This is a genomic window from Streptomyces sp. NPDC102467, assembly GCF_044765445.1.
Lineage (GTDB): Bacteria > Actinomycetota > Actinomycetes > Streptomycetales > Streptomycetaceae > Streptomyces.
Genome location: NZ_JBIWKA010000003.1, coordinates 244,671 through 257,956 on the forward strand (window position 1 = coordinate 244,671; position 13,286 = coordinate 257,956).

Here is a 13,286-nt window from a genome sequence, read left to right on the forward strand (position 1 = left end):
CTCAGTTCAGCGGCAGCATCATGTGCACGTCGTCGCGGTCGTCCCCCGGGGCCACTCGGATCGCCCCGGGGATACGGCCGACTTCCTTGTAGCCGCACGCCGCGTAGAAGGAGTCCGCGCCCGTGCCGCCGCGGCACGTCAGCCGCAGCGCCTCTATGCCGTCGAAGCCGCGGGCCGCGTCCTCGGCGGCGGACATGAGCGCCCGCCCGTACCCCTTGCCCTGGTGGCGGGGGTGCACCATCACCGTGTAGAGCCACAGGTGGTGCCGCATGAGGCGGTGCTGGTTGTAGGCGAGGAACGCCGTCGCCGCGACCGAACCCTCCGTGTCACGGGCGATGAGCAGCCTGGTGCGGCCCTCGGCGATCCCCGCGAGGTGCTTCACCAGCTCGGGGCGGATGTCGTCGGGGGTGACCGGCGGGACGAATCCGACGGCCCCGCCCGCGTTCGAGACGTCCGCCCACAGGGTGAGGAGACCGTCGCGCAGGGCCGGATCGATCGACGGGTCCAGGGTGAAGGTAAGTGGCATAGCTCGACGGTACCCATTACACGCGGGTCCGCTCAACAAGGTACTCCGGGGCCGTGCTTCACTGGGAGGACCATTTAGCAACGGATCGCTACGGAAGAGTGGATTGAGATGCTCCGCTACACGCTGATGCGCCTCGGGGTCTTCGTGGGCTGCTTCCTCGTCGTCTGGGGTCTCGTCGGCACCGGCATCGTTCCGCGCGGCCTGGGTGGCTCCAACTACCTGTGGATCGCACTGCTCGCCCTGGTCATCTCCGCGCCCCTCAGCTTCGTGCTGCTGCGCCGCGAGCGCGACCGGGCCTCCGAGAAGATCGTCGCCCGCGTGGACCGCGCGAAGGCCAACATGGACGCGAACCGCACCATGGAGGACGAGGCGGACGACGCCGCCCGCGCCCAGGGCGCGTAAGGCGCGTAAGTTTCCTCACAGACCACTCCGCCCCCGACACCGATCCGGTGTCGGGGGCGGCTGCGTTTCGCCTGGGATTTCAAGGTAAATGCGCGTTAAGAGGCATGCGTGCCCCTCAATTTCCCCAAAGAAGCCCTTTGATGTTCCCAAAGCACTGGTGTTAACGTTCCTGACATGAAGACATCAGCCGCGCACCGCACTGCCATGAGCGTCCCGCTCGTGGCGCGCCTGCATGTCGATCTCTGCCGTTGCATGTCCGCGGCCTGTCGCGCCTGACGCGACCATCCCGATGCAGCGGCGCCGCTGACCTCGTCCCACGGTCGCCGCTCCAGTACGTCCTGTACTTCCCCGCATCCCCGCCTTGTCCCCGCGTGCCTTCACTGGAGTGCCTCCGTGTCCGCGAACACCACCCCTGCCGACGCCAAGCCGGCCGAGCCGAAGTCCGGCTTCCGCATACCGAAGATCCCGTTCTGGTCGCAGATCCTGGGCGGTCTCGTCCTCGGCGTGCTGCTCGGCTGGCTCGCCCGCAGCCAGGACATATCCTGGCTGGTCACCACGTTGGAGAAGGTCGGCGGCATCTTCATCCAGCTGCTGAAGCTGGCGGTCGCCCCGCTCGTCTTCTTCGCGATCCTGGTGTCCATCACCAACCTCCGCAAGGTCAACAACGCCGCGCGGCTCGCCTCCCGCACCCTCCTCTGGTTCATGATCACGTCGCTGATCGCGGTCGCCATCGGCCTCGCCATCGGACTGCTCACCAACCCGGGCGCGGGCACCGGACTCACCCCGAAGGACGGCGCGAAGCCGGACCACGCGGGCTCCTGGATCGACTTCCTGACGGGCATCGTCCCGACCGACGTCATCACGCCGTTCACCGAACTGAACGTCCTGCAGATCGTCTTCATGGCCGTGGTCGCCGGCATCGCGATCCTCCAGATCGGCGAGAAGGCCAAGCCGATCCTCACGCTCTCCGAGTCGATCCTCGAACTGCTCCAGAAGGCCCTGTGGTGGGTCATCAAGCTGGCGCCCATCGGCACCATCGGCCTCATCGGCTACGCGATCGCCACGTACGGCTGGGACCTCATCAGCAAGTACGCGACCTTCACCGCCGACATCTACGTCGGCTGCGCCCTGGTCATGTTCGTCGTCTACCCGACGCTGCTCGCGACCGTCGCCAAGCTGAACCCGCTGCAGTTCTTCAAGGGCGCCTGGCCCGCGATCCAGCTCGCCTTCGTCTCTCGCTCCTCGGTCGGCACCATGCCGCTGACCCAGAAGGTCACCGAGCGCCTCGGCGTCCCGAAGGAGTACGCCTCCTTCTCGGTCCCGTTCGGCGCCACGACCAAGATGGACGGCTGCGCCGCGATCTACCCGGCGATCGCCGCGATCTTCGTCGCGCAGATCTTCGACATCGACCTGAACATCGGTGACTACCTGCTCATCGCCTTCGTCTCCGTGGTCGGCTCCGCCGCCACGGCGGGCCTGACCGGCGCCACGGTCATGCTGACCCTGACCCTCTCCACGCTCGGCCTCCCCATGGAGGGCGTCGGCCTGCTCCTGGCGATCGACCCGATCCTGGACATGATGAGGACGGCGACGAATGTCGCGGGCCAAGTTGTAACGCCGTTGATCGTGGCTTCACGGGAGAAGATCCTCGACCGTGACATGTACGACGCGGCCACCTCGTCTCCTGTGGACGAGCCGCAGGCTGTGGTTGCCGCTGCCTGACGTCCCCCGGTTCGTACGGAACGTGCCCCGAACCCTCGGATGGGTGTGGGGCACGCTTCGTTGAGGCATTCGGGGAAGCGCCTGCCTGTGCACGCTCCCGCCATCGACCGCGACGGGGTCACCAAGCGATCGAACGGCCGATGACCTGACTTTCAGGCGCGCCCGGTCGATACGAGGAAGGCTTCGCCAACGCGTCGGCTGGCGTGATCTTGATCGATGTGGACTCCGGGGGCCTGCGGCGTCCGCGTCCGACGCTGAACACGTCGACGCGATCGATCGCCGTTGCCACGATGGCTCGGCGGCGCTCAAGATTCTCGATGCTGTCGTCCTTCCAGGTCGTCAGCGCATCGGTCTCGGCGCGGGAGCGGCGGATGACAGTCGCTGCCTCACGTGTGCGCAGAGTCTGAAGCTCCACTCGCAGGTGGGCCAAGGTTGTCTCGGCGCCCGCTCCCGGACCTCAGGGGCGCGCGGGCCGGGCGGGGCGGAAGCGGATGCCGCGGTGCGGGTGTTCGGGGAGCGTGGGTACCGGGCCGCTTCGATGGACGAGATCGCCGAACTCGCCGGTGTGTCAGAGCTGGTGGCGTACCTGAACGGAGAATTTCCCCGCATCAGGGCAGGCTGCGCCCATCGTTGGCCAGAGGTTGGGTGGAGTGGCTGGTCAGTCCGCTAGCGGGGCGACTTCCCGTACGTCCCCGGTGAGGTGCACCCGGTCCCCCTTCGTGGCCCGCAGCTCGAAGGCCGTGCCCCGCGCCGCGTACGTCACCGTGCCCGGGAGCAGCACCGGCGCCTTGAACTGCGCGTGTACGTGTACGGGGCCGCTCGCGCCGAATTGGGCCAGGCACCGGGCGGCCGTCCACATGCCGTGGGCGATGGCGCGCGGGAAGCCGAAGAGGCGGGCGGTGAGCGGGTGCAGGTGGATCGGGTTGCGGTCGCCGGACGCGGCGGCGTAGCGGCGGCCGAGGTCGCCGCCCAGGGTCCATTCCGTGAGCGGGGGGAGCGGTTCGGCGGCGCCCGGTTCGGGGGCGGGTGGGTTCTGGCCCGCGGACCCGGGCGTCTTGTGGCGGGCCAGGTAGGTGCTCGTCGACTGCCACACGCGGGTGTCGCCGGTACGCAGTTCGGTGCTGACGACGGCTTCCGTGCCGCGCCGGTGCGCCCTCAACTCCGTTACCTGCACGCCCAGTTCATACACCTCCGCGGGGGACAGGCTCTGTCGCTGCGTGATGTCGATCGACGTGTGGACGAGCCCGAGCAGCGGCAGCGGGAACGCGCGCTCCGACATCAGCCGCATGGCCGCCGGGAACCCGAGGAGGTGCGGATACGTGACGGGCAGCTCGTCCCGCCCGGTCGGGAAGGCGCAGACGCGTTCGTAGGCGGCGAGGTGGGACTGCGAGACCCGCAGACCGGGCAGGACGAGCCGGGTGCCGGGCAGCGGGGCGTCGGGGCGGGGCCGCTTCAGGGGGGACAGGAGGGCGCCGCGGGCCATGAGGGGGAGGAGCGAGGGTGCGGAGGTGAGGGTGACGGTGCGCGTGGGGGCGGGAGCGGGGGTGCGCGGTGCGGTCATGTCGGGTCCTGGGGGAGGAGGGAGCGGCGTTCGACCGGGGCGGGTCGGCAGGGCGGCGGGGTGCTGGGTCAGGCTCCGAGCAGGCTCTGGCCGCAGACCCTGACCACCTGCCCGTTCACCGCGCCGGAGCCGGGCGACGCGAACCATGCCGTCGTCTCCGCCACGTCGACCGGGAGCCCGCCCTGGCCGAGGGAGTTCATCCGCCGCCCGGCCTCGCGGATGAAGAGCGGGACGGCCGCTGTCATCTTCGTCTCGATGAAGCCGGGGGCGACCGCGTTCACGGTGACGCCGTGCTCGGCGAGGGCGCGCGGTGCGAGGGAACGTACGAGACCGACGATGCCGGCCTTGCTCGCGGCGTAGTTGGTCTGCCCGGTGTTGCCCGCGAGGCCCGCGATGGACGCGGTGGTGACGATGCTGCCGCCGCGGCGCACCGCCCCCGCTTTGAGCAGGGTGTCCGTGGTGCTCAGTACGCTCGCGAGGTTCACGTCGAGGACCGAACTCCAGCGCTCCGCAGGCATGTTGGCCAGCCGCCGGTCGCGCGTGATGCCCGCGTTGTGGACGAGGATGTCGAGCCCGCCGGCCCCGGAGGTGAACTCGGCGATGTGTTCGCCCGCGTCCTCGGCGGTGATGTCCAGCGGCAGCGCGCGCCCGCCCAGCCGCTCTGCGACCTTGCTCAACTCGGCCTCGGCGGACGGCACATCAAGGAGAACGACCTGCGCACCGTCCCGTACGAGGGTCTCGGCGACGGCTTCCCCGATGCCGCGCGCGGCGCCGGTGATCAGCGCGGTGCGCCCGGCGAGCGGCTGCGCCCAGTCCTCGACGGAGGCCAACTCGGCGCCCTCAGCGCCGACTTCGACGACCTGGCCGCTGACGTAGGCCGACCTGGGGGAGAGCAGGAAGCGGAGCGTCGACTCGGCGGCCGCCACGGGGCCCGCGATCCGCACCAGGTTCACCGTGCGGCCGCGTCCGATCTCTTTGCCGAGGGAGCGTACGAACCCTTCGAGGCCTTGTTGCACCGCCGCCTGGTGATGGTCGTCGGCGGACGGCGGCGCCCCGAGCACGATGACGCGGCCGCTCGCCGCGATCGAGCGGACGACGGGATGCAGTGCGGCGTGCACCTCGGCGAGCGCCGCCAGGTCGGTGACGGCGGTCGCGTCCACGATGACGCCGATGGGGCGCCGCGTGTCCAGGTCGGCGCCGGAGAGCGAGCCGCGCACCTGGAGGCCGGTGCGGGCGAGGAGCTCGGACAGCTCCTTGCGGTACGCGGACGGACCGGCCGTGAAGTGCAGCAACTGTCCTTCGAAGGTGGGGTGGGCGGTGGACCAGCGGCGCAGGGGCGCGGGCTGCGGGAGGCCCAGGCTGCGAGTGAGGAAGCGGCCGGGGGCCGTGCCGGTGAAGTTCAGATAGCGGTCGGCCATTGTCCAACTCCCTGCTCGGTCGTAAATTTACTTCGGAGTAAGGTTACTCAGGAGTCAGGAGTTGTCGAGATGGTACGCCCCGCCAAAACCCCGGCACCGCCCCGCCGAGTCGCCGTCATCGGCGGCAGCCGCATCCCGTTCGCGCGTTCCGACGGCCCGTACGCGACGGCCTCCAACCAGGAGATGCTGACCGTGGCCCTGGACGGCCTGGCCGGCCGCTTCAAGCTCCACGAGCCCGGAGCGGTGGGCGAGTTCGTGGCCGGCGCCGTGCTCAAGCACAGCCGGGACTTCAACCTCGCGCGCGAGACCGTGCTCGGTTCCATGCTGGACGCGCGCACGCCCGCCTACGACATTCAGCAGGCCTGCGGCACGGGCCTGCAAGCGGTGATCGCCGCCGCCAACAAGATCGCGCTCGGCCAGACCGAGAGCGCCGTCGCGGGAGGTTCCGACACCGCGAGCGACGCCCCGCTGGGAGTCAACGACGACCTGCGCAAGATCCTCCTGGCCGCGCGCCGCGCCAAGTCGGCGGGGGCCCGCATGAAGGCGCTGTCCCGGATCAGGCCCGGCCACCTCGTGCCCGACATCCCGCGCAACGCCGAGCCGCGCACCGGCCTGTCCATGGGCGAGCACGCCGCCGTCACCGCCCGCGAGTGGGACGTGGCGCGGGAGGACCAGGACGAACTCGCCGCCACCAGCCATCAGCGGCTCGCGGCAGCGTACGACCGCGGACTCTTCGACGAACTCGTGGTCCCTTACAGGGGACTTGAGCGTGATCAGAACCTGCGGCCCGGCTCGACCGTCGACAAACTCGCCACGTTGAAGACGGTGTTCGGAGTCAAGGACCCCAACCCCACCATGACAGCCGGTAATTCGACTCCGCTGACGGACGGCGCGGCCGTGGTGCTGCTCGCGAGCGAGGAGTGGGCCGAGGCGCGCGGGCTCGAACCGTTGGCGTATCTGACCGCGTACGAGACCGCGGCCGTGGACTTCGTGGGCGGGGACGTCACGGGTGGCGGCGGCGACGGACTGCTGATGGCGCCCGCGTACGCCGTGCCGCGGATGCTGGAGCGGGCCGGGCTCGGGATCGAGGACTTCGACCTGGTCGAGGTGCACGAGGCATTCGCGTCCCAGGTTCTGGCGACACTCGCCGCGTGGGAGAAGCGGGGGCTCGCGCCGGTCGACCGGGAGCGGCTCAATGTCGCCGGATCCTCGCTGGCGACGGGGCACCCCTTCGCGGCGACGGGGGCGCGGATCGTCGCGACCCTGGCCAAGTTGCTCTCCGAACGCGGGAGTTCGGGGCGCGGGCTGATCTCCGTCTGCGCGGCCGGAGGCCAGGGTGTGACGGCGATCCTGGAACGGGCCTGAGGCCACGGGGCGCTGCCCCGGACCCCGCTCCTCAATCGCCGGAGGGGCTTGGTCTGCCGGGGCTGGACAACGGGTCGAGCCCCAACATCGCCGCCTCGTCCGGAGATCCGGCCGGTGCCTGGTAGGCCACCAGGCGCTGGCCGCCCGTTCGCGCCAGTTGCATCACTTCATACGTGAGGGTCATCCCGCCCACCTTCGGGTGGTCGAACGTCTTCGTGCCGCCGCCTCGCTCCTGCACGTCGTACCGGCCCCACATACTCGCGAACTCCGGTGACTTCAACAGCAGTTCACCCACCAGGCGGGTCATTCGCGGATCGTCCGGGTCGGTGCCGCCCACCGCGCGCAGGTGCGCCACCGACTTGGCGACGGTGTCCTCCCACGGCACGTAGAGCGTCCGGCCGACGGGGTGCAGGAAGAGATAGCGGGTCACGTTGCGCTGCTCGGGCGGCAGGTCCCACATGCCGGGCAGCAGGCGGCGGCCCGCCGGGTTCGCGGCCAGCATGTAGCTGTGGCGGCTGACCACGTAGGCGGGCATCGGGCGCAGCGCCTCCAGCATCTGCAGCACCGAGTCACGGACCGTGTCGTCGGTCGTGGGGTGCGGCACGGTGAGCCGGCCGGAGGCCAGCTCGGCCAGTTCGTGGAGGCGTTCGTGGGCGTCGCCGCGCAGGCGCAGGGCGCGGCTGAGGGCGTCGATGACAGGGGTCGACGGGTTGGTCTCGCGGCCCCGCTCCAGGCGCGTGTAGTAGTCGACGCTCACCCCGGCGAGGGTCGCCAGCTCCTCGCGGCGCAGGCCCGGGGTGCGGCGCAGCCCCATGCCCGTGGGCAGGCCCGCCTCGGCGGGGGTGACCTGGGCGCGGCGGGCGCGCAGGTACGTGCCGAGTTCGGTGCCGGTGGTGCCACCGCCCGTACCGCCGTTGCTGTCAGCCATACGCCCATTGTCCCCGGTCGGTGCTTTCGGCGGGGGGCCGTGTCAGGGCCTGGAACGCGGCACCCCGGTGGAGCGCGGCCTGCCACTTCGCGCGGGCCGCCGGGAGAGTGGGTCCCGTTGCGGGTGGCCGGGGCCACCGGGCCCAGGGGGTGCACGTCACCGGGCCGCGGCCGGAGGCCCGTCCACCCGCACATCTCCTCCCCATCACCTCACCTGCCCGGAGGTTCGAGTGACCATCACAGGTACACCTGCCGTCGCCGCACGTACGACCCCACCGGTCGACGCCTGCGCATCCTCCGGGGGCACCGCGCTGGTCGCGGCGCTGCTGGGCTTCACCGTCATCACGGTCGACGTGTCGGCGGTGAACATCGCGCTGCCCGACATCCGGGCCTCGCTGCACGGCGGCATGACGGGGCTGCAGTGGGTGGTGGACGCGTACACGCTGATGTTCGCGGGGCTGATGCTGTCCGCCGGGGCACTCTCCGACCGCGCCGGGGCCCGCCGTGCCTACGCCTGGGGCACGGGCCTGTTCACACTCGCCTCGCTGGCCTGCGCCCTCGCCCCCGGCATCGGTGCGCTGATCGGCGCACGGGTCGTGCAGGGCGGGGCCGCGGCCATCCTGATGCCCGCGTCCCTGGCGCTGATCAGGCAGGCCTACGACGACGCGCGGCGCAGAGCGCGGGCCATCGCCCTGTGGACCGTGGGCGGTTCGGTGGCGATGGCGGCGGGCCCGGTCCTGGGCGGAGTCCTGACAGAAACGGTCGGGTGGCGGGCGGTCTTCTTCCTCAACCTCCCTGTCGGCGCGGCCATCCTGACGCTCCTCCTCAGGGTGGCGCCCTCGCCGCGCAGGCCTGCACCGCTCGACGTGCCCGGCCAGATCACGGCGGTGCTCACGCTCGCCGGGCTCACCTTCGCCGTCATCGAGGGCGGGCACGCGGGCTGGACGTCCGCGCCGGCCCTGACGTCCGCGGCGCTCGCCGTGGTCGGCGCGATCGCGTTCTACGTCACCGAGAGGCGTCACCGTGCTCCCATGGTGCCGCTGCCGATGCTGCGCCGGCGCACCGTGTCCGTGTCGCTCGCGGTCGGTTTCGCGATCAACGTGGCGTTCTACGGGCTCGTGTTCATGCTCGGCCTCTACCTTCAGCAGGGACGCGGGATGTCGGCGCTGACGGCGGGCCTGGTGTTCGTGCCGCTCGCGGCGATCATCACGGCGACGAACCTGGTCTCGCCGCGGATGGCCGAACGCTTCGGCCGCCGGCCGGTCATCGTGATCGGCCAACTCGTGCTGGCGCTGGCCATGTTCGTACTGCTGCCGCTGGACGACGGTACGCCGATGTGGCTGGTGATCCTGCTGCTCGTGCCGACCGGCCTCGGCGGGGCGTTCGCGATCCCGGCGGTCACGGCCATGCTGATGGACTCCGTCCCTGGCCAGCGGGTGGGTACGGCATCCGGATTGCTGAACGCGTTCCGGCAGACCGGCGGGGCGCTGGCGGTGGCACTGTTCGGCACGCTTGTCGCCGACGGTGGGGAGGGGGTGTTCTCCCTGGCCGGGATGCGAGTGAGTCTGGTGGTGGCCGGGGGTCTGCTGTGCGGGACCGCTGCGCTTGCGGGGTGGTTGTTGCCGCGGGCGGGGCGGTGACATGGCGGGGGCCGGCGTTTCTGTGGGGGCCTGCTTTCACGGTGCCCCGGCGCTGAGGTGCCGCCTTGCCCACCCTGCCGCCCTGGGGGTCCCCCCGGACGGAGTCTGGGGGAGGCAGATTGCCCAAGGCGGGGGCGACGAGGCGGCGGGGGCGGCAGCCGACGGCGGCGCACCCGGGTCGTCACCGGGGCGACAGCCGACGGCGGCGCACCCGGGTCGTCACCGGGGCGACAGCCGACGGCGGCGCGCCCTGGTCGTCACCGGGTGACAGTCGACGGTGGTGCACCCGAGATCCCTGGCGCTCCACCGGTCGGCACTCGAAATGCCAGATGCTCCACCGGTCGGCACTCGAAATGCCAGACGTTCCACCGGTCGGCACCCGAGATCCCTGGCGCTCCACCGGTCGGCACTCGAAATGCCAGACGCTCCACCGGCCGGCACTCGCATCGCGACGGGAGGGGACGTGTCGGGGTGCCCCCGCAGGACACCGCGGGAACTCAGCGCCGGATGACCGCCCATGGCGCAATCAGGGGTGGAGACCGATCCGGCCGAGGAGGCACCCCGACACGGCCCCGCCCCACCCACGAAACAGGGCGCAAAGCCCAGCCCCTCAGAGCCCGCGCGCGTACCGGCCCGGTGGTACCCCGACCACCCGCTTGAAGTGCCGGGCCAGATGCGACTGGTCGTAGAAGCCGCACTCCGCGGCCACCTCACCCGGGGAGAGGCCGTCGAGCAGCAGCCGCCGCGCCCGGTCCACCCGGCGCGCCATCAGGTACTGGTGCGGAGCGATCCCGTACGCCGCCCCGAACGAGCGCACCAGATGCGCCGGGTGCGCATGGACCAGCCCCGCGGCCTCGCTCAGCTCGACGCCTTCGACGACGCGCGCGTCGAGCAGTTCGCGCAGCGCCCCCGCCACCCGCCGGTCGGGCCCGGGCCGCGGCACGTCGGCCAGCCGGGGGCGGAGCCGCTCCCGCAACCGCTCCCCGACGAGCGCGAGCCGCGCGGCCGCCTCCAGCTCGTCGCCGGGCCGCGCAAGGCAGGCGTGCAGCCGGCTGATGCGATTGCGCAGCAGCGGATCCACGAGGTCGGGGCTGTCCACCGCGGCCCCGATGAACGACGCGTCCAGCGGCCCGCCCGACGACGCCTCCAGGTACAGCACCCGCTTACGGAAGCCGTGCGGGGTCGCGGCGGAGCCGTTGTGCGGGACCTGCGGGGGCAGGAGGGAGACGGTGCCGAGCGGGGTGCCGTGTTCGTGCCGGTCCAGGTCGTAGCGGACGGCGCCCTCGTCGACGATGAGCAGCGTCCAGGTGTCGTGCACGTGCATCGGGTAGGCGTGCCGGGTGAAGTGGGCGTGGAAGACTTCCGTGACGCCCTTCACGTCGGGACGCCACGCGCTGATTTTCTCGGACTCTCCGGTCCGCGCACCGCCGGCCACCATGCAAAAAACGTACAAGACGGGACCACGGCCCGGTCGGCAGTCTCAAGGCATGAGCACAGAGACACGTTTCGACACCAAGATCGCCGTACTGCTCCGGGACGACCTGGAGACCTGGCAGCGGCTCAACGTGACGGCGTTCCTGGTGAGCGGGCTCGGTACGCAGGTCCCCGAGGTGGTCGGGGAGCCGTACGCCGACGCCGACGGCGCCGCGTACCTGCCGATGTTCCGGCAGCCGGTGCTTGTCTTCGAGGGCGGCAAGGAGATGCTCACCAAGGCGCACGACAGGGCGCTGCAGCGGGCGCTGCCACGGGCGGTGTTCACGTCGGACCTGTTCGCGACGGGCAATGACACGGACAACAGGGCGGCGGTACGCGCTGTCGCGGGCGCCGATCTGGACCTGGTGGGGATCGCGGTGTACGGGCCGCGCAACGCCGTGGACAAGGTTCTGAAGGGCGCGCGAATGCACACCTGACATCGCCCGTCCCGTCCCGGCGGCGCTCGCGCCGATTGGCCCAGTGCGGAGCGGTCAGAGTTGCCTAACCGCGCTGGGCCATTCCTGCCTACGTTGAACGCATGCCGAACAGATCGCGCGTACGAGCACTCGCAGCGGCCCAGCTCGCCAACTCGGTTGGGGACGGCGCCTATTACGTGACGTCAGCGCTCTATTTCACGCGCATCGTCGGCCTCTCGGCAACCCAGATCGGCCTGGCCCTCACTCTGGCGTGGGCGATCGGGGCCGTCGCCGGGGTACCGCTGGGCGCGCTCGCGGACCGGCGCGGCCCGCGTGGCGCGTCCGTGCTGCTGGCCCTGGCCACGGCGGCGGCGGTGCTGTCTTTTCTGGTGATCCGGTCCTACTCGGGGTTCCTGCTCGCGGTGGTCGCGTACGCCGTCGCGCAGTGCGGCCTCGCGGCGGCACGGCAGGCGCTGCTCGCGGGTCTGGTCGGGCCCGAGTCGCGGACCGGCGTCATCGCCCGCCTGCAGTCGACTCTCAACGCGGGGCTGGCAGTAGGGGCGGCGATCGGCGGCCTGGCTCTGCGGCACGACACACCGGCCGGTTATCTCGCGGTGTTCGCGCTCGACGGCGCGGGTTTCGTCGCCTGCGCGCTGATCCTGGGCCGGCTGCCCGTCGTGGCGCCCGCGCCGGCGAGGACGGCGAAGGAGCCGCGCCTTGCGGTGCTGCGCGACCGCCCGTACGCCGCGGTGACGCTGCTCAACGCCGTGCTCCTGCTGCGTATGCCGTTGCTCTCGCTCGCCGTGCCGCTGTGGATCGTGCGGCACACGGACGCGCCGAGCTGGCTGGTGTCGGCGCTGTTCGTGCTCAACACCGCCGGGGTGATGGCTTTCCAGGTGCGGATGGCGCGGGGCGTGGGAGCCGGGGCCCCGGCCGACGGGGTGCGGTCCGCGGCCCGCACGGTGCGCCGCTCCGGCATCGTGATGCTGGCCTCGTGCGCGGTGTTCGCCGCGTCGGCGTCGGGCGGCCTGAGCCCCTGGGGCGCGGCGGCGGTACTCGTCCTCGCCTCGATCCTCCAACTAATAGGGGAGATGCAGCAGTCGGCCGGTTCGTGGCATCTGGCGTTCGTGCTGGCTCCGGCCGGCCAAGTGGGCCAATATCAGGGCTTCTTCGGTACGGGTGTGCCGCTCGCCCGTACGGTCGGCCCGCTCGTCCTGACGGCGCTCCTGGTGACGTGGGGCGTGCCCGGCTGGCTGGTGCTCGGGGCGGTGTTCGTGGGGGCGGGCGCGGCGATGGGCCCGGCGGCACGCTGGGCCGGGCGGCGCACCCGGCCGGTCGAGGCGGCGCTGACGTAACGAGCGCGAACCCTGACGCTCGTAGGGCAAAAGGCAGGAGGCAAAGGCAGGAGGCAAAGGCAGGAGGCAAAGGCAGGAGCCCCGTCTCACCCCGCCGACAAGTCGGCGGAGGAGCGGGGCTCCTTGGGTACTGCGCTAGGTTCCGGATCAGATCACGACTACAGCCGTGGGATCGCGAAGGGTTAGGCGGGGGTGACGTTCTCCGCCTGCGGGCCCTTCGGGCCCTGCGTGACGTCGAAGGTCACGGCCTGGTTCTCCTCAAGGGAACGGAAGCCGTTCGCGTTGATCGCGGAGTAGTGGACGAAGACGTCCGGGCCGCCGCCTTCCTGGGCGATGAAGCCAAAGCCCTTTTCAGCGTTGAACCACTTCACGGTTCCGGTAGCCATAAGCCCTCCTATGGGCCAAAGGGTCGCCCTGCTCCAGAACCTGCAAATGCACTTGCGAACAATGCAAAAGTCTGAAAACGACGAGAGCCTGCGGT

Annotated in this window: 13 protein-coding genes and 1 pseudogene; 7 read left to right on the forward strand and 7 right to left on the reverse strand. The window is 71.1% G+C overall.

What is annotated here, in order from left to right:
• Position 1: 1 nt before the first annotated feature.
• Positions 2–526, reverse strand: coding sequence for a GNAT family N-acetyltransferase (locus tag ACIREE_RS07005; RefSeq protein ID WP_404147425.1), 525 nt, complete (start codon positions 524–526; stop codon positions 2–4).
• Positions 527–634: 108 nt separating this feature from the next.
• Between ACIREE_RS07005 and ACIREE_RS07010 the strand changes: the two genes are divergently transcribed.
• Entirely contained in the window at positions 635–928 is a 294-nt protein-coding gene (locus ACIREE_RS07010; protein WP_404147428.1) for a DUF4229 domain-containing protein, read from the forward strand.
• A gap of 393 nt (positions 929–1,321) precedes the next feature.
• Complete coding sequence (locus ACIREE_RS07015) at positions 1,322–2,650, forward strand: dicarboxylate/amino acid:cation symporter (RefSeq protein WP_404147431.1); 1,329 nt, start codon at positions 1,322–1,324, stop codon at positions 2,648–2,650.
• A 118-nt stretch (positions 2,651–2,768) separates the two neighbouring features.
• On the opposite strand, the gene ACIREE_RS07020 is transcribed toward ACIREE_RS07015, so the two are convergent.
• On the reverse strand, positions 2,769–3,065 hold the full coding sequence (locus ACIREE_RS07020; protein ID WP_404147434.1) for a hypothetical protein: 297 nt from the start codon (positions 3,063–3,065) through the stop codon (positions 2,769–2,771).
• A gap of 84 nt (positions 3,066–3,149) precedes the next feature.
• On the opposite strand from ACIREE_RS07020, the pseudogene ACIREE_RS07025 reads away from it, so the two are divergent.
• Positions 3,150–3,239: pseudogene (locus ACIREE_RS07025) on the forward strand (TetR family transcriptional regulator); the annotation flags it as partial.
• 69 nt (positions 3,240–3,308) lie between these two features.
• Here ACIREE_RS07025 and ACIREE_RS07030 read toward each other — a convergent pair.
• Entirely contained in the window at positions 3,309–4,211 is a 903-nt protein-coding gene (locus tag ACIREE_RS07030) for a MaoC family dehydratase (RefSeq protein WP_404147437.1), read from the reverse strand.
• Positions 4,212–4,279: 68 nt separating this feature from the next.
• Positions 4,280–5,629, reverse strand: a complete 1,350-nt coding sequence (locus ACIREE_RS07035; protein ID WP_404147440.1) for a 3-oxoacyl-ACP reductase — start codon at positions 5,627–5,629, stop codon at positions 4,280–4,282.
• Between the two features lie 69 nt (positions 5,630–5,698).
• On the opposite strand from ACIREE_RS07035, the gene ACIREE_RS07040 reads away from it, so the two are divergent.
• Positions 5,699–6,994 carry an acetyl-CoA C-acetyltransferase gene (locus ACIREE_RS07040; RefSeq protein WP_404147443.1) on the forward strand — a complete coding sequence of 432 codons (1,296 nt, stop codon included), beginning with the start codon at positions 5,699–5,701 and terminating at the stop codon, positions 6,992–6,994.
• Positions 6,995–7,025: 31 nt separating this feature from the next.
• On the opposite strand, the gene ACIREE_RS07045 is transcribed toward ACIREE_RS07040, so the two are convergent.
• Complete coding sequence (locus tag ACIREE_RS07045) at positions 7,026–7,922, reverse strand: helix-turn-helix domain-containing protein (RefSeq protein ID WP_404147445.1); 897 nt, start codon at positions 7,920–7,922, stop codon at positions 7,026–7,028.
• A gap of 229 nt (positions 7,923–8,151) precedes the next feature.
• Here ACIREE_RS07045 and ACIREE_RS07050 point away from each other — a divergent pair, with 229 nt between their 5' ends.
• Positions 8,152–9,561, forward strand: coding sequence for an MFS transporter (locus tag ACIREE_RS07050; RefSeq protein WP_404147448.1), 1,410 nt, complete (start codon positions 8,152–8,154; stop codon positions 9,559–9,561).
• A gap of 610 nt (positions 9,562–10,171) precedes the next feature.
• Here the strand turns inward: ACIREE_RS07050 and ACIREE_RS07055 are convergent.
• Positions 10,172–10,999 carry an AraC family transcriptional regulator gene (locus ACIREE_RS07055; RefSeq protein WP_404147451.1) on the reverse strand — a complete coding sequence of 276 codons (828 nt, stop codon included), beginning with the start codon at positions 10,997–10,999 and terminating at the stop codon, positions 10,172–10,174.
• On the opposite strand from ACIREE_RS07055, the gene ACIREE_RS07060 reads away from it, so the two are divergent.
• Together ACIREE_RS07060 and ACIREE_RS07065 are read left to right on the forward strand one after the other, a co-directional pair.
• Complete coding sequence (locus ACIREE_RS07060) at positions 10,998–11,471, forward strand: DUF2000 family protein (RefSeq protein WP_404147454.1); 474 nt, start codon at positions 10,998–11,000, stop codon at positions 11,469–11,471. The genes ACIREE_RS07055 and ACIREE_RS07060 overlap by 2 nt on opposite strands.
• Before the next feature lie 101 nt (positions 11,472–11,572).
• The gene (locus ACIREE_RS07065; RefSeq protein ID WP_404147457.1) at positions 11,573–12,805 is read left to right on the forward strand and encodes an MFS transporter; all 1,233 of its coding nucleotides are present in this window, start codon (positions 11,573–11,575) and stop codon (positions 12,803–12,805) included.
• Positions 12,806–12,987: 182 nt separating this feature from the next.
• Here ACIREE_RS07065 and ACIREE_RS07070 read toward each other — a convergent pair whose 3' ends face one another.
• Entirely contained in the window at positions 12,988–13,191 is a 204-nt protein-coding gene (locus tag ACIREE_RS07070) for a cold-shock protein (RefSeq protein ID WP_003948780.1), read from the reverse strand.
• Positions 13,192–13,286: the final 95 nt, after the last annotated feature.